Below are 16,237 nucleotides of genomic sequence, written 5' to 3'. Positions count from 1 at the left end.
TCGCTAATCACACCTCAATCTGAACCGTGCCGAATTGAGTCATCTCACGAGAAGGCTCGGTTAAATCATAAGCCATCCCTGACCAGACTAGTTGCTGGTTTGGAAAGCAAGAATGACTACCTCGACTTTTAGGAGCTTACCGTCGTGTCCCTCTTACATATAAATTCAACCCGCCCTCAGCGCGGTCTGGCGGCTCTTATGTCTGGCTGTGCCGTTATTTGCCTCTGCGCCCCGAGCGCTCTTTTGGCGCAAGACAACGATAGGAACATCGAACTTGCCCCTATCGTTGTCGAAGGTGCCGAAGCTGATAATGATTCAAGTTCTTTTGTTGCCGTGCAGGTCACAAACGGTGGCAAGTTACAGGCTGACATTTTGAATACGGCTGCGACGGTTTCCGTTGTGACATCAAAAGAAATCGAGACGCGTCGTGCGGTCAATACTGAGCAGGTTTTGCAGTATACCTCTGGGGTCGCGACAGATTTTTACGGATCTGATGATCGTTTTGATAACTTCCTCGTGCGCGGCTTTGATGCCTATACCTACCGCGATGGTCTATCACTTGGGGCTGCCTTTGGCGGTGTCCGTGAAGAACCTTTTGCCTTTGAGCGGATTGAGATTCTCAAAGGGGCTAATTCTGCTGACTATGGGGTATCAGATCCGGGTGGCGCGGTGAACTATGTCACAAAGGTTCCAACGGATGAGCGCCTGCGTAAAGTGTATTTGACCTACGGGTCCAACAATCACAAAGAGGTTGGCTTTGATTTGAGTGACCACTTTGATGATGCGGGAACGCTGTCTTGGCGTTTGACTGGAAAGGTGCAAGACGCTGACGCTGAAACCAATCACTCGCAAAACAACGAAGTGTTCTTGATGGGTGGTTTAACGTGGCGTCCAAGCGATGCGACCAGCCTGACAGTTGTCTATGATCATCTGGACCGCGATGCTGTTCCGGGCAGTGGCGGGTACCCCAATGGGATCGATTTTGATCGCAGTACCTTTTTTGGTGAACCTGATTTCAATTATCGCGGCACTGAGCGAGACACGGTCACAGTTAAGTTCGATCATGACTTTGGCAGCGGTTTAAGTATTGCCTCTACCGCGCGCTATTCTGATAGCGAGAGTGATTTTGGCTACGCCTATGTCGCGGGCATTGCATCGCTTCCAAATACGCTTGCGTCGCGGTATTATTTTGCCAATGACAGCTCTGCGTCTGAGGTGGCCGTAGATGCTCATCTTTTGTACGAGACCCAATTTGGTATGTTTGACAGTCGAACTCTTGTTGGGGTTGCCTACAGTGATAGTTCAGCGGAAAACACAAATTATTGGGCGTTGGCGGACAACATTGATTGGACCAACCCGACGTATTCAGGCGGGATCGATCTTGCAACTTTGACGCCGTATTTAAGCAATGCAACCGAAACGACATCTAAAGCGATTTACTTGCAAGAAGACGTGACTGTGAATGACCGGTTCATCGCCAATGTTGGGCTGCGGCATGATTGGATCGACGTCACTCAGGTCAATAAGCTGACGAGCACATCCAATTCAGGATCCTTTAATGAAACAACGGGTCGTGTCGGGCTGACGTATAAAGTGCGCAATGATCTGTCCGTGTATGGCAGTTATGCGCAGTCTGTCACGCCTGCTGGTATCGGTGTGGACCCTGAGCGTGGCGAGCAATATGAATTGGGTGCAAAATACCGTCCAGACGGCATGCGTGCTTTGTTCACGGCATCGGTGTTTGATCTATCGAAAACCAACATGACAGTCACAAACCCAGTCACGCTTGTGGAAGAGACTATCGGCAAGGCGCGGGTGCGCGGGATTGATTTTGAGGCAAAAGCCGAAATGACAGAGGCGCTAAGCCTAACGGCAGCCTATTCCTATCTCGAGTCCGAAATCATTGAAAATGGCACAGGGGGCAATGAAGGCAATGAGCTTAAATTCGTGCCCAACACCATGGCGTCTCTTTGGTTGGATTACACCCTTGCGGGGCAGGGAAGTCGTGGTGATGCGACTTTTGGCTTGGGCGCGCGATACACAGGGGAATATTGGCTGACAGATGGCAATACATCTAAATCAGATGACGCAGTGATCCTTGATTTGGCGGTGAGCTATGCTGTTTCGGATGCAACCGAAATTGCATTGAACGTCACCAACCTTTTGGATGAAAAGCACGTTGCCTATGGTGGGTTTGGGGCGGATTTCTACAACCCTGGCCGCAACATCAGCGCAACTTTGCGTCACAGCTGGTAAGATATCGGGTCCATCCGCGTGCGGGTGGACCTATTTTTGGCGGTTTGCGCGGCGCCAGACCGCTGGGGTTGTTCCCTCGAATTGTCGGAACACGCGCGTCAAATGGGCTTGATCGGAAAATCCGACAGCGGCAGCTGCCCCTGCAATTGTGATTGTGCTTGTGTCCAACAATTCTTTGACCTGATCGAGACGTTGTTCTTGCACCCATTGCAGTGGGGTCACGCCGTTGGTCTTTTTAAAGGCATGGCAAAACCAACTCTCCGATAGCCCAATTTCAGAAGACAGCGTTGCGATGCTGATCTTGTTTCGATTGCTTGCGGCTACAAGTGTTTGCAAGTGGTTCATTTGCGCGGGGGTGAGCCCGCCTGACACAGGCTCCTGCGTCTCAGGCGGTAAATCCAACAGGCCGACGGCAAGCGTGGTTGCCAAGCTTTCGGCGAAAAGTGTGTGGCGCGCTGGATTTGATATTTCACCAACCAATGTTTGCGCGATGGCTTCCAGCGATTGGACGTCTTGCAACTCTACATATGTTCGAATCGTTGTTTGCGCCATGGATCGTCCGAGTATTGGAGCCAATCGCCGCAGCAACCAATCACGGTGCAAATGCAAATCCAGATGTGAAAACTGATGTTCCGACGAAAACCGCGTCCACATGGGCATGCCGGCGGGCACGTAGATCGCTCGCAACATGGGGCGCGCGTTGGTTTCGAATGTTTTGGATCGGTTTGTGATTTGGATATGGCTTGAGACATCGTTGAAAAACAACATTATGCGAGGGTCTGGTGACGTATAAAACCCCGTGGCCCCTTTGGACGCTTGCGCTGACCAAAATATACTGCACACGCCATCCAGTGCACGCCAAGCAACAGGCGCTGTGCAAGCAATGCCTTCGGTCTCGCATGTCATAGAGTGCATAAAGCCCATGTTTTATTTCCCTGAATGTGCTGAAAATGCGTGCCTATGCGCGTCACAAATAAAGAGTAAACATTGCCCTATAGTGCCGCCTTGGGAGCTTCAAATGCATTATAGGAGAGGGTTTGATTGGTGTTCAAGGGCGCTTTTGGGGGCAAACGGTTGTGCAGACGCCGTGATGTAATGCGCTGGGTCTTTCATGTTGGCGCGTCATTGCAGGCTTGAAACGTGCGTCAATGTCTCGTATATGCGCGCAGTGATCCATTTGGATTACAGAGAATCAACAAATTTAAGCCGTGTTTGATCTTCCGTCGCTGGGGATCAGTTCCGGCAAGGAGAAGCGACATGAAACTGCACGAACTTCACGACAATCCAGGCGCCACAAAAACACGCAAACGCGTAGGTCGCGGTCCTGGTTCCGGCACCGGTAAAATGGGTGGCCGTGGTATTAAAGGTCAAAAATCCCGCTCAGGTGTTGCAATCGGTGGCTACGAAGGTGGCCAAATGCCGCTTTACATGCGTTTGCCTAAGCGTGGCTTCAGCAAACCAAACCGCAAGAAATTTGCAGTTGTGAACCTTGGCCTTATCGAGAAATTCATTGCCGAAGGTAAAATCGACGCGAAAGCAGCGATCACCGAAGATACACTTGTTGCATCTGGTTTGATCCGCCGCAAACTCGACGGTATCCGCGTTCTCGCCAAAGGCGAAGCGACTTCCAAATTGAACATCACTGTGACTGGCGCGTCTAAAGCAGCTGTTGAAGCTGTTGCAAAAGCTGGCGGCTCTCTCACAGTTACGGCACAAGCGGCCGAATAAGGGTTGTGATAGGGGGCTGAGCCCCTTACATCAATTCCATGTTTTCCAAGCGCCGCCGATCGGGAGACCCGTTCGGCGGCGTTATCGTGAAAGAGAGACCTAATGGCATCTGCAGCAGAACAAATGGCGGCGAATCTGAGCTGGGGCACCCTCGGGAAAGCCACAGAACTTCGCCAGCGTATAATTTTCACCCTCGGTCTGTTGATCGTCTATCGTTTAGGTACGTTTATTCCCGTACCCGGTATCGACGCCAATGCACTCCGTGACTTTATGGAACAGGCGTCTGGCGGCATCGGTGGCATCTTGTCGATGTTCACGGGTGGTGCCTTGGGCCGTATGGGCATCTTTGCACTGGGCATCATGCCTTATATTTCTGCATCGATCATCATCCAGCTTATGACCGCAATGGTCCCCAAACTTGAGCAACTCAAGAAAGAGGGCGAGCAGGGTCGTAAAAAGATCAACCAATACACGCGCTTTGGGACCGTCGCTTTGGCGTTGTTTCAAGCCTATGGATTGGCCGCGTCTTTGGAAGCAGGCGATCTTGCCCACGAAGCTGGCTGGTATTTCCGTGCTGGCGTAATCATTACGCTTGTGGGCGGCACCATGTTCTTGATGTGGCTGGGTGAGCAAATCACCAACCGCGGCATTGGCAACGGCATTTCGCTGATCATCTTTGTTGGCATCGTCGCCGAGATCCCAAGCGCCTTGGCACAGTTCCTTGCGTCTGGTCGTTCTGGCGCGATTTCACCTTTCGTGATTGTCATTGTTTTGGCGATGATCGTCGGGGTGATCGCCTTTGTGGTCTTCATGGAACGGGCTTTGCGCAAAGTTCACATTCAGTACCCACGTCGCCAACAAGGCATGAAGGTATTCGATGCACAGTCTAGCCATCTGCCGATCAAGGTGAACCCCGCTGGTGTTATCCCTGCGATTTTCGCATCGTCATTGCTGCTCTTACCAACGACCATCGCAACATTTTCTGGTCAGTCCGATCTGGGGCCTGTGATGTCGACACTCTTGGCCTACTTTGGTCCTGGTCAGCCGCTTTACTTGCTGTTCTTCACAGCGATGATCGTTTTCTTTGCATACTTCTACACTGCGAACGTTGCGTTTAAGTCTGACGAAGTTGCCGAAAACCTGAAAAACCAAAACGGCTTTATTCCGGGTATTCGCCCAGGCAAGAAAACCGAAGAGCATTTGGACTATATTGTTGCGCGTATTTTGGTGATTGGCTCTGCCTACCTTGCGGCAGTTTGTCTCTTACCTGAGATTTTGCGTAGCCAATTTACGATTCCTTTCTATTTTGGCGGCACTTCTGTTTTGATCGTCGTCTCTGTGACGATGGATACAATCCAGCAAATTCAATCGCACTTGCTTGCACACCAGTACGAAGGTCTGATTGAGAAATCTCAACTGCGCGGTAAGAAACGCAGCAAAAGAGGAAACGCTAGACGATGAACATTATACTGCTTGGACCACCCGGAGCGGGTAAAGGAACACAAGCACGCCGCCTCGTGGAGGAGCGTGGCATGGTGCAGCTATCAACCGGAGATATGCTTCGTGAGGCGCGGACGTCTGGCACAGAAATGGGTCAGAAAGTTGCAGCCGTCATGGACGCCGGTCAGCTGGTAACAGATGAAATCGTAATTGGTTTGATCGAAGAAAAAATCCGCGAAGGCAACGCTGCTGGATATATTTTTGACGGCTTTCCGCGCACTTTGGGGCAAGCTGATGCATTGAACGAGCTGTTGTCTCGCAATGGTGCCCAGCTTGAGGCCGTGATTGAAATGCGGGTCGATGATTCTGCGCTTGTCGCACGTATCTCTGGTCGTTTCACTTGTGGCTCTTGTGGTGAAGTTTATCATGATGACACCAAGCCAACCAAAGTTGCGGGTGTCTGTGATGCTTGTGGGTCAACAGACCTTAAGCGCCGCGCTGACGATAATGAGGAATCCCTCAAGACTCGCCTTATGGAATACTACAAAAAGACATCCCCTTTGATCGGCTACTACTATGCGCGCGGTGATCTGCGTTCTGTAAATGGTCTTCAGGATGTTGAAAAAGTTGCCAGCGATATAGCTGCAGCACTTGCGTAGGTTCTACAACAGTTAGAAAAAGCCGTGTCCTATTGGGCGCGGCTTTTTTTTGTGTCTATAGCGTTGGTGCGATTTTTAGCCACACGCATGGGTTGAAGTTGCTGATCTGACCTATATTTCTCAATTGCTTAAATGAAATAGAAACGTGGTGCGCCTAAGGGCTTGACCACCGCTTGGCACGGCATTATGCAAGCCCATCCCGTATGGGGTTATAGATTCGCAAAAGGGTCGCTCCCAATGCGAAGATCATCGAATTCAGCTGGCGCCCGTAGGTGGAAAACTTGCGGGCTTCCGTTGTGAAAAAAGGTTCCGGTACTACGGAACCGCAACGAAAAAGGAATATACATTGGCTCGTATCGCCGGCGTAAACATCCCGACAGGCAAGCGTCTTCCTATCGCTTTGACCTATGTAACGGGCATTGGCTCTAAATCCGCAGCGGACATCTGTGCGGCAGTTGGTATCGACGTAACGCGTCGTGTTAACGAACTGTCAGACGCAGAAGTTCTTGCGATTCGTGAGCACATCGACGCGAACTACACAGTTGAGGGTGACCTCCGCCGTGAAACGCAGATGAACATCAAACGCGCTATGGATCTCGGTTCATACATTGGTCTGCGTCACCGTCGCAACCTCCCAGTGCGCGGTCAGCGTACACACACCAACGCACGTACTCGCAAGGGTCCTGCGAAAGCCATCGCTGGCAAGAAGAAGTAAGGGAGGCTAATTGATATGGCACGTGAAACCCGTCGCACTAAGAAAAAAGTTTCCAAGAACATCGCCACAGGCGTTGCTCACGTAAACTCTACGTTCAACAACACTAAGATTTTGATCTCTGACGTTCAGGGCAATGCAATCTCTTGGTCTTCAGCTGGCACAATGGGCTTTAAAGGATCGCGCAAATCGACTCCTTATGCTGCTCAAATGGCCGCAGAAGACGCTGCTAAAAAAGCACAAGAGCATGGCGTTAAAACTTTGGAAGTTGAAGTTCAAGGTCCAGGTTCTGGTCGTGAGTCCGCTTTGCGCGCTCTGGCCGCTATCGGTCTGAACATCACATCTATCCGTGACGTGACGCCAATGGCACACAACGGCTGTCGCCCACCAAAGCGTCGCCGCGTATAATTTCGTACCGATTTATGGGCCGCGGGCGATTTTGCTCGCGGTCCGTTTTTGCGTTTTTAAGACCCCTCGGGCGTCCCCTACTTTAGGACATGGGTTCGGGACAAGAATGGAGGCTACAGCATGATCCACAAGAATTGGGCCGAGCTCATCAAACCACAGCAACTTGAGGTGAAGCCTGGCAACGAGCCAGCACGTCAAGCGACTATTATTGCTGAACCACTTGAGCGTGGCTTTGGCCTTACGCTCGGCAACGCTCTGCGCCGTATTTTGATGTCGTCACTGCAAGGTGCCGCGATCACATCCGTTCAGATCGACAACGTATTGCACGAATTTTCGTCAGTCGCTGGTGTTCGCGAAGATGTCACTGACGTCATCTTGAACCTCAAAGGCGTGGCTTTGCGCATGGAAGTAGAGGGCCCTAAGCGCCTTTCCATCTCTGCAAAAGGTCCGATGGTTGTCACTGCTGGTGACATCTCTGAGTCCGCTGGCATTGAAGTTTTGAACAAAGATCACGTGATCTGTCACCTCGATGACGGTGCTGATTTGTTCATGGAACTCACAGTAAACACTGGCAAAGGCTATGTGTCTGCTGAGAAAAACAAACCAGAAGACGCACCGATCGGCCTTATCGCCATCGACGCGATCTATTCACCTGTGAAAAAAGTGTCTTATGACGTGCAACCGACCCGCGAAGGTCAGGTTCTCGACTATGACAAACTCACATTGAAAATCGAAACTGATGGTTCTGTCACACCAGAAGACGCTGTGGCTTATGCTGCACGCATTCTGCAAGACCAGTTGGGCATCTTCGTCAACTTCGACGAGCCGGAGTCTGCCAGCCGTCAGGAAGAAGACGATGGTCTCGAGTTCAACCCACTTCTGCTTAAGAAAGTGGATGAGCTTGAATTGTCAGTGCGTTCTGCGAACTGCCTCAAGAACGATAACATCGTATATATCGGTGACCTTATTCAGAAAACCGAAGCTGAGATGCTCCGCACACCAAACTTTGGCCGCAAGTCTTTGAACGAAATCAAAGAAGTGTTGTCCGGTATGGGGCTGCACCTCGGTATGGATGTTGAAGAATGGCCACCAGAGAACATCGAAGATCTTGCTAAGAAATTCGAAGATCAGTTCTAAAGAATTTGGAGGGACGCGCGAGTGTCCCTCCATAAATGCCCGCTTGGTGCGGGGACTATCTGGGTATCGATTTTTAAAACCGGACCCCAAGGAGAGTAGCTGACACGCATCGGCTGCCAGACAAAGTATAAAACACGCTATAGGAGATATATAATGCGTCACGCTAGAGGTTACCGCCGCCTGAACCGTACACACGAGCACCGCAAAGCGATGTTCGCGAACATGGCCGGCTCGCTCATCGAACATGAGCAAATCAAAACGACTTTGCCAAAAGCAAAAGAATTGCGTCCAATCATCGAGAAATTGATCACATTGGGCAAACGCGGCGACTTGCACGCTCGTCGTCAAGCCGCTTCCCAGTTGAAGCAAGAGCAATTCACTCAGAAACTTTTCGACATCCTCGGCCCACGCTACGCTGAGCGTCAAGGTGGCTACGTGCGTATCGTACGCGCTGGCTTCCGTTACGGTGACAACGCGCCAATGGCGATCATCGAATTCGTTGAGCGCGATGCCGCTGCTAAAGGTGCTGCTGACAAAGCGCGCCTTGCAGAGGAAGACGGAACAGTCGCAGACGCATAAGTCGTCGTGAACTGATGGTTTTTTTAGGCCTCGCTCTTTTGAGCGGGGCCTCTTTATTTTAGTTGAGTGCTTTTTCATACGACTCCTTCAAAACATCAAATAAATGAATGTGTGATTCCAAATTTTCGCGTTATGGTTGCGACGGGTTCGAACGTTGCCGCCTTAGCGATCAGCGTTACGATCAGCGCGGATGAAAAAGTTCCGCTAGGTCACTTTGGTTCACCTTCCAAATTTGCCCAATCCAGTCTTTTCAAACTATAACCTTTGGTTTAGCGTCAAATTAGATGATCGCCTTAGGGTTGTTGTCGTTCCCTTTGATAGTGAATGTATTTTGATGTCCAGTACCTCCGAACTTAATCGTCTATTTGCCCAACTCCGCGCCGCGGCGCCGGTCGGTTACACCGCCGGCTTGCATATTCGTTTTGCGACGCCCTTGGTCTATCAATCGACGTATGATCCGAAGTGGTTGGAACATTACACATTAAATGCATATGCGCTCCGCGATCCGATGATTGCTTGGGGCCTGAGCACTGAAGGGCAAACAAGGTGGAGCGAAATAGAACTCCCCGATCCATTTAAAATTTGGAGGCAGGCCGCAGAATTCGGCCTGAACTACGGTATGGCTGTGTCCTGTGGGCCGGTTCAATCGCGATCAATTGTCGGGTGTTCCCGCTCTGACCGCGAGTTTACAGATGCTGAAATTGCAAAAATCGCCACCATTGTACGGACATTGCATGAAGTTTCTGAACCCCAAACAGATTTGACACAGGCTCAACTTCAGGCCCTCAGGTGCATCGCGGGCGGTGATCGTCACGCAGCTGCCGCGGCCAGACTCGGGATATCCGAAAGCGCGCTTAAGGCGCGTTTGGTTTCGGCCCGAGAGCGTCTAATGGCGCGGACCACTTCAGAGGCAATTCAAAAAGCCAAGGAGATCAAGCTGTTGTGATGGTGAGCGCTCTTGCGTTGCGTTGAAAATATCAACCAACACCGGAGTCTATCATGCAAACGACCACTCTTTCTTTTGCCAATCTGCACAACCATGGCGATCTTTTTGCGAACATGCTTCGCGCTAGACATGAAACTTTTATTCAGCAAGCCAAATGGGATTTGCCGCAAGCAGATGGAATGGAATACGATCAATACGACACACCTGCATCCCGTTGGATTGCGGTACATGATTTCGGCGAGGTTCTAGCCGGCATTAGGTTGACGCCAACTACAACAAATTGTGGCATCTATTCTTATATGATCCGCGACGCACAGCGGGGTCTTTTGGACAGTATTCCGCCTGACCTGTTGTTTAGTGAAGCGCCGGTGGCGCAGCATATCTGGGAATCGAGTCGCATTTTTGTATCCCATCGTGTGCCTGCGAAAAGCCGCATGCGTGTGCAGATGAATCTTATTAACGAGATGACATTGTCTGCGCGTGAACTTGGTGCAACTTCTGTGATCGGTTTGATTCCCGAGAAAGGCCCGCGTTGGGGGCGTCGCGTTGGTTTGGATATAGATGTGATTGGCCGCGTTATGGACATTGGCGGAACCAACAACGCTTGTATCCGAATAAATCTGTCTAATAAATTGCACTAGTATGCATTTATGATCGGGGCCGAGACGCGCCATATCGGCCCCGTTTTCTCTTTTATGGCGACGCTTTGCGGCGTAATGTCTGCGTATGTCAGATCTTTTTAATACAGATGAAGCCCCTCAAACAGCGTTGGCCCCACGTCCGCTTGCAGACAGGTTGCGACCGCAATCTTTGTCAGAGGTGATTGGTCAATCTCAGGTTCTCGGCCCCGAGGCACCGCTAGGTGTCATGCTGGCGTCTGGATCATTGTCATCAATCATTTTTTGGGGTCCACCGGGGGTTGGTAAGACCACAATTGCACGTCTGTTGGCTGATGAGACGGATCTGCATTTTGTACAAATATCTGCGATCTTTACGGGTGTCCCTGATCTGCGAAAGGTCTTTGATTCTGCCAAATTACGACGTCAGAACGGCAAGGGTACCCTGCTGTTTGTGGATGAAATTCACCGCTTTAACAAAGCGCAGCAAGATAGCTTTTTACCCCATATGGAAGACGGCACCATCTTGCTTGTTGGGGCCACGACTGAGAATCCAAGTTTTGAATTGAATGCTGCTGTGATGTCGCGCAGTCAGGTGATGATTTTGGAGCGGCTGTCACTTGCTGATCTGTCAAAGATGGCGGCGCGCGCCGAAGAAGACCTTGATCGCACCATGCCGCTCGATGCTCGCGCCCGCAGTACTCTGTTTGAGATGGCGGATGGTGACGGGCGCACACTGCTGAATCTGATTGAACAGGTTATGGCGTGGAAGGTCAAAGACCCGCTGGATTCCGACCAGCTTGGCAAGCGGTTGATGCGGCGTGCTGCGAAATACGACAAATCTGGCGAAGAGCATTACAATCTGATTTCCGCATTGCACAAATCGGTGCGCGGGTCCGATCCCGATGCGGCGTTGTATTGGTTTGCGCGCATGTTGGAAGGGGGCGAAGACCCACGTTATCTTGCGCGGCGTTTGTTGCGCATGGCGGTTGAAGATATCGCTTTGGCCGACCCGCAAGCTCAGTCTATTTGCATGCATGCATGGGAAACGTTTGAACGCTTGGGGTCCCCTGAGGGCGAACTGGCCTTGGCGCAAGCGGTGATTTATCTGGCGCTCGCGCCGAAATCAAATGCGGGGTATATGGCTTATAAGGCAGCACGTGAAGCGGCGCGCAAAACAGGGTCGGAACCACCCCCCAAACATATCCTAAATGCTCCAACCAAAATGATGGCAGAGCAGGGGTTTGGGGCTGGCTATGCTTATGATCACGATTCTGAAGATGGATTTTCAGGGCAAAACTTTTTCCCAGCAACCTTGCCGCGCACCAAATTCTACGCCCCAGTTGAGCGCGGTTTCGAGCGTGATTTGGCCAAGAGGGTGGCGTATTTTGAAAAGCTACGGGCCCAAAGGGAACACGATTGATCTTGTGGGCCCTATATCTGTTGACATTTTACCCCATGCGACCCAAGGAACAGGCAAAAGGACACTGATCATGACTCCTCTACTCCAAGTGGCCCTTGGTGGCGCAATCGGGGCTTCGGCCCGTTACCTGACCGGCATTGGCATGATGCGTTTGCTGGGTAGAGGATTCCCTTGGGGGACGATGACCGTCAACTTTTTAGGGTCATTTTTGATGGGGGTTCTTGTCGTTGTCTTGGCTGAAAAATCGGGCAACCGATTTGCGCCTTTATTGATGACCGGTGTCTTGGGCGGTTTCACCACCTATTCGGCGTTTTCGCTTGATGCGATAACGATTTACGAGCGCGGACAATTCGGTCTGGCCGCTCTATATGTATTCGGCACTTTGGCCTTGGCGCTCGGCGGCATTGCATTGGGTCTCACAGTTGCACGGGGTTTTTTCGCATGAGCAAGGTTCAATTAATTACCATCGGAGACGATCAGCCAGAACAGCGCCTTGATCGTTGGTTCCGTAAATCGTTTCCACTGGTCACACAGGGCAACATCGAAAAGATGTGCCGCAAAGGCGATATTCGCGTCGATGGTGGGCGGGTGAAATCCAATACTCGCGTTGGTCCTGGCAATGTCGTGCGTGTGCCTCCGCTGCCAGACTCTGAAGCACCAAAACACAGCACCATTCGCATCACCAAGGCTGATATCAAGATGATGCAAGAGGCCGTCTTGTACAAAGATGACCATATTATCGTGATCAACAAACCTGCGGGGCTGCCCACCCAAGGCGGATCAAAACAAACGCGACACGTTGATGTTCTGTCCGAGGCTTTGCGCTTTGGCTATCCCGAAAAGCCACGTTTGGTGCATCGCTTGGACAAAGATACGTCGGGCGCATTGGTTTTGGCGCGCACCCCAGCAATGGCAACAAAGCTGACCGAAGCCTTTCGCCATCGCAACACGCGTAAGATTTATTGGGCTTTGGTCGCTGGCGTTCCTGTGCCTTATCTCGGTGAGATCAAATATGGTTTGGTCAAAGCGATGGGGCGTGGCAAAGGCGGCGAAGGCGAAAAAATGATCGCTGTGCATCCGCGCGATGTCGGCACGACTGAGGGCGCAAAGCGGGCCAGTTCGCTGTACGCTACGCTGTACCGTGTTGGCAGTCGCGCGTCTTGGGTGGCTATGGAACCTTTGACTGGCCGTACACACCAATTGCGTGTGCACATGGCCGAGATTGGGCATCCTATTGTCGGTGACGGCAAATATGGCGGCTCTGGTCAGGAAAATATGGGCGATGGCTGGGGCGCGCAGCTTGGTGGCGTGATCAGTAAAAAACTCCATCTGCACGCACGTCGCATCGCGTTTGAACACCCTGTGACCCATAAACCGCTTAGCGTTACTGCCCCGCTTCCTGAACATATGAAAAATAGCTGGGATACCTTTGACTGGTCCGAAGATTTGGCGGCTGAAGATCCTTTTGAGACGTTGAGATGACCAAACTTGTAATCTTTGATGTCGACGGCACATTGATCGACAGTCAGGCTCATATCATTGCGTCAATGACCGCTGCTTTTGGTGCGGTTGGGGTGCCAACGCCGACGCGTGATGCCATTTTGTCGATCGTGGGCCTGTCGTTACCTATTGCGATCCGCGAACTTGCCCAAGAGGCGAGTGACAAAACCATTGCCGAGATGGTTGATGTCTACAAAGCTGATTTTACTGAAAATCGCTTAAAAATGGATGCAGCCATGCCACTGTTTGAGGGCGCTGACAGCGCTATCGCGCGTTTGATTGCCCGCGATGACGTGGTTTTAGCCATTGCCACAGGGAAAAGCCGACGCGGCTTGGATGCCTTGCTGCAAGAATGGACCTTTGGCTCTCATTTTGTCAGCACGCAATGCGCTGACAATCATCCGTCAAAGCCACATCCATCAATGGTTCAAGCTTGTTTGGCAGAGTGTGAAGTGGCCGCGCAAAATGCTGTTGTCGTTGGCGATACCACCTATGACATGGAAATGGCAGCTGCCGCACGCTGTGCTGGGCTTGGCGTCTCTTGGGGGTACCACGGAGTTGACGCTTTAAAGGCGACGGGGGCACGCGCTGTCGTGACAGATTTTAGCCAGCTTGATGCGGCTTTAGATCAGATTTGGAAGGACTAAGACGTGGCGGATTTTGCGGCCAAGCGCTTTTGGAAAGACACAACTGTTAGTGAGGTTGAGGGAGGATTTACCGTCCTTTTGGATGGGCGCAATGTGCGCACCCCTGCCAAAGCGCTTTTGGTCGTTCCAACGCAACCGTTGGCGGTCCACATTCGGGACGAATGGGACGCGCAAGAGGGCAAGATTGATCCAAGTGGCATGCCGTTCACTCGTGGTGCCAATGCTGCGATTGATAAGGTGCGCATTCAGCACACCGAGGTCGCAGATATGCTGGCGGATTACGGCGACAGTGACCTTATTTGCTATCGCGCCACATCTCCCCGTGAACTCATCGCACAGCAAGCCGAGGCTTGGGATCCGATCATCGACTGGGTTTTTGAAACCTATGGTGCGCGCCTTGAAACCCGTGCGGGTGTTATGCCGGTACCACAGGATTCAACTGCGCTGGAACTACTGCGCGCACGCGTACACTCACTGACTGCGTTTGAGCTTTCGGCGTTTCATGATCTTGTCGCTTTGTCAGGATCTTTGGCCCTTGGATTCGCTGCAACCGAATCACTTCATGCACCGAAAGCCCTTTGGGACCTATCTCGCATCGATGAGGCGTACCAAATTGCCCAATGGGGCGAAGATGACGAAGCGACTAAAGTTTCTGAAATCAAACGGAAAAGCTTTGAACATGCGTATGATTTTTTCCACATGGCGCAAAAATAGCGATACCCAGTTTCCGGTTTTCACGGCCTATTCATGCGGTGAAATTGAATAAAATCACCCGCGTAGCCCCTGTATACATAGAACCGACACTAACTGATGCTAAAATAGCATCAGTTAGTGTCGGTGTTATCGTATGCTTATGAATTGTGCTGCCGCCTCTTAAGTATGCGAAATCTTGATCATGGACTTGACGATATGTGATGAATGCTCTCATCTTAACATAGTGAGGGCGCATATGCGCCATTCATCCAATTCACCGGTCAACAAATGATCGGACAAGCGTTGTAAACAACGCATGATCAGGAAGAGGTAAAAATGAAAAAAACTGTATTTCTAAGCGCTTTGGCTGCTGCCGGTCTCGTGGCAAGCGGTGCTATGGCTCAAGACTCTGGCTCATCTACTTTGGCTGCGGTCAAAGAGCACGGTGCACTTAAGTGTGGCGTGAACCCAGGTACACCGGGTTTTGCTGCCCCAGACGCGAATGGCGTTTGGAAAGGCTTTGACGTAGATCTTTGCCGCGCTGTTGCCGCTGCGATTTTCGGCGATCCAGAAAAAGTTGAATACACACCGCTGACATCTGCTGTGCGTTTCACAGCGCTGTCTTCTGGCGAAGTTGACATGTTGGCACGTAACACAACATGGACATTCTCACGCGATGTCGATCTCAAACTCGAATTCACTGGCGTAAACTACTACGATGGTCAGGGCTTTATGGTTCCAAAAGACCTAGGCGTTTCGTCTGCAAAAGAACTGTCTGGCGCGACTGTTTGTATTGAAACAGGTACAACAACCGAGCTGAACCTCGCGGACTTCTTCCGTGTAAACGGCTTGGACTATGAGCCCGTTCCAGTGGAAAGCTTCACAGAAGCACAAAACCAGTTTTTGGCTGGCGCATGTGATGTGTACACAACTGACGCGTCTGCACTTGCTGCATCCCGTGCGTCTTTTGAAACGCCAAACGACTATGTTGTTTTGCCTGAAATCATCTCCAAAGAGCCACTCGGCCCGCTTGTACGCCACGGCGACTCTGAATGGGGCGACGTTGTACGTTGGACACTTAACGCAATGGTTTCTGCTGAAGAGCTTGGTGTGACATCTGCAAATGCAGCTGACATGGCTGCTAACGGCACTGAGAACCCTGAAATCAACCGTTTGCTCGGTGGCGAAGGTGAACTTGGCGCGATGCTTGGTCTGCCAAACGACTTTGGTCTGAACATCATCACTAAAGTGGGCAACTACGGCGAATCTTTCGAAGCGAACATTGGTGAAAGTACACCAGTTGGCCTTGCACGTGGCTTGAACGCGCTTTGGACCGAAGGTGGTCTCATCTACTCCCCACCCTTCCGCTAGGTTTTAGCACTCTTAAGGGCGCGGTTCACTCCGCGCCCTTTTCATATCTAGGCACGATCAAAAACAAAGTAACCAAACGATGGGGCGTAATCCTGTCGAATTTTGCGTTACAAACGGGGAC

General features: G+C 51.3%; 17 protein-coding genes. 16 read left to right on the top strand and 1 reads right to left on the bottom strand.

Translation table 11 applies throughout. The features are described 5' to 3' along the window. The first annotated feature begins 144 nt into the window (after nucleotides 1–144). Complete coding sequence (locus BM025_RS09785) at nucleotides 145–2,256, top strand: TonB-dependent siderophore receptor (RefSeq protein ID WP_244515586.1); 2,112 nt, start codon at nucleotides 145–147, stop codon at nucleotides 2,254–2,256. Between the two features lie 30 nt (nucleotides 2,257–2,286). On the opposite strand, the gene BM025_RS09780 is transcribed toward BM025_RS09785, so the two are convergent. Continuing rightward, complete coding sequence (locus tag BM025_RS09780) at nucleotides 2,287–3,180, bottom strand: helix-turn-helix domain-containing protein (RefSeq protein WP_090875333.1); 894 nt, start codon at nucleotides 3,178–3,180, stop codon at nucleotides 2,287–2,289. Nucleotides 3,181–3,513: 333 nt separating this feature from the next. On the opposite strand from BM025_RS09780, the gene rplO reads away from it, so the two are divergent. The 15 genes from rplO to BM025_RS09705 all read left to right on the top strand — a co-directional run bounded on the left by rplO (nucleotide 3,514) and on the right by BM025_RS09705 (nucleotide 16,116). Next, the gene (gene rplO, locus BM025_RS09775; RefSeq protein ID WP_085848250.1) at nucleotides 3,514–3,984 is read left to right on the top strand and encodes a 50S ribosomal protein L15; all 471 of its coding nucleotides are present in this window, start codon (nucleotides 3,514–3,516) and stop codon (nucleotides 3,982–3,984) included. Between the two features lie 102 nt (nucleotides 3,985–4,086). After that, the gene (gene secY / locus BM025_RS09770) at nucleotides 4,087–5,445 is read left to right on the top strand and encodes a preprotein translocase subunit SecY (RefSeq protein ID WP_085848251.1); all 1,359 of its coding nucleotides are present in this window, start codon (nucleotides 4,087–4,089) and stop codon (nucleotides 5,443–5,445) included. After that, the gene (locus tag BM025_RS09765; RefSeq protein WP_085848252.1) at nucleotides 5,442–6,083 is read left to right on the top strand and encodes an adenylate kinase; all 642 of its coding nucleotides are present in this window, start codon (nucleotides 5,442–5,444) and stop codon (nucleotides 6,081–6,083) included. The genes secY and BM025_RS09765 overlap by 4 nt, the downstream gene beginning before the upstream one ends. Nucleotides 6,084–6,429: 346 nt before the next feature. Further along, nucleotides 6,430–6,798 carry a 30S ribosomal protein S13 gene (rpsM, locus tag BM025_RS09760; protein ID WP_085848253.1) on the top strand — a complete coding sequence of 123 codons (369 nt, stop codon included), beginning with the start codon at nucleotides 6,430–6,432 and terminating at the stop codon, nucleotides 6,796–6,798. 15 nt (nucleotides 6,799–6,813) lie between these two features. Then, nucleotides 6,814–7,203, top strand: a complete 390-nt coding sequence (gene rpsK / locus BM025_RS09755) for a 30S ribosomal protein S11 (protein WP_085848254.1) — start codon at nucleotides 6,814–6,816, stop codon at nucleotides 7,201–7,203. A gap of 120 nt (nucleotides 7,204–7,323) precedes the next feature. Continuing rightward, the gene (locus tag BM025_RS09750) at nucleotides 7,324–8,340 is read left to right on the top strand and encodes a DNA-directed RNA polymerase subunit alpha (RefSeq protein WP_085848255.1); all 1,017 of its coding nucleotides are present in this window, start codon (nucleotides 7,324–7,326) and stop codon (nucleotides 8,338–8,340) included. 153 nt (nucleotides 8,341–8,493) lie between these two features. After that, a complete protein-coding gene (gene rplQ / locus BM025_RS09745) occupies nucleotides 8,494–8,919 on the top strand; it encodes a 50S ribosomal protein L17 (RefSeq protein WP_085848256.1) in 426 nt (141 codons plus the stop codon). Nucleotides 8,920–9,253: 334 nt separating this feature from the next. After that, nucleotides 9,254–9,865: an autoinducer binding domain-containing protein gene (locus tag BM025_RS09740; protein WP_085848257.1), complete on the top strand. Its 612-nt coding sequence runs from the start codon at nucleotides 9,254–9,256 to the stop codon at nucleotides 9,863–9,865. A 53-nt stretch (nucleotides 9,866–9,918) separates the two neighbouring features. Next, nucleotides 9,919–10,506, top strand: coding sequence for an acyl-homoserine-lactone synthase (locus tag BM025_RS09735; protein ID WP_085848258.1), 588 nt, complete (start codon nucleotides 9,919–9,921; stop codon nucleotides 10,504–10,506). Nucleotides 10,507–10,591: 85 nt separating this feature from the next. Beyond that, nucleotides 10,592–11,905, top strand: coding sequence for a replication-associated recombination protein A (locus BM025_RS09730; protein WP_085848259.1), 1,314 nt, complete (start codon nucleotides 10,592–10,594; stop codon nucleotides 11,903–11,905). 67 nt (nucleotides 11,906–11,972) lie between these two features. Continuing rightward, nucleotides 11,973–12,350: a fluoride efflux transporter CrcB gene (gene crcB, locus BM025_RS09725; protein ID WP_085848433.1), complete on the top strand. Its 378-nt coding sequence runs from the start codon at nucleotides 11,973–11,975 to the stop codon at nucleotides 12,348–12,350. Further along, entirely contained in the window at nucleotides 12,347–13,387 is a 1,041-nt protein-coding gene (locus tag BM025_RS09720) for an RluA family pseudouridine synthase (RefSeq protein WP_085848260.1), read from the top strand. The genes crcB and BM025_RS09720 overlap by 4 nt, the downstream gene beginning before the upstream one ends. Next, nucleotides 13,384–14,052, top strand: coding sequence for an HAD-IA family hydrolase (locus tag BM025_RS09715; RefSeq protein WP_085848261.1), 669 nt, complete (start codon nucleotides 13,384–13,386; stop codon nucleotides 14,050–14,052). The genes BM025_RS09720 and BM025_RS09715 overlap by 4 nt, the downstream gene beginning before the upstream one ends. Nucleotides 14,053–14,055: 3 nt before the next feature. Continuing rightward, nucleotides 14,056–14,766 (top strand): ATP12 family chaperone protein, encoded by a 711-nt coding sequence (locus BM025_RS09710; RefSeq protein ID WP_085848262.1) that lies wholly within the window; start codon nucleotides 14,056–14,058, stop codon nucleotides 14,764–14,766. A gap of 315 nt (nucleotides 14,767–15,081) precedes the next feature. Then, nucleotides 15,082–16,116, top strand: coding sequence for an amino acid ABC transporter substrate-binding protein (locus BM025_RS09705; RefSeq protein WP_085848263.1), 1,035 nt, complete (start codon nucleotides 15,082–15,084; stop codon nucleotides 16,114–16,116). The last annotated feature ends 121 nt before the right edge of the window (nucleotides 16,117–16,237 follow it).

This window comes from Pacificibacter marinus (genome assembly GCF_900109555.1).
Taxonomy (GTDB): domain Bacteria; phylum Pseudomonadota; class Alphaproteobacteria; order Rhodobacterales; family Rhodobacteraceae; genus Celeribacter; species Celeribacter marinus_C.
Note: the sequence above shows the minus strand (reverse complement) of the source record. Positions and strands in the feature narration are given on the sequence as shown.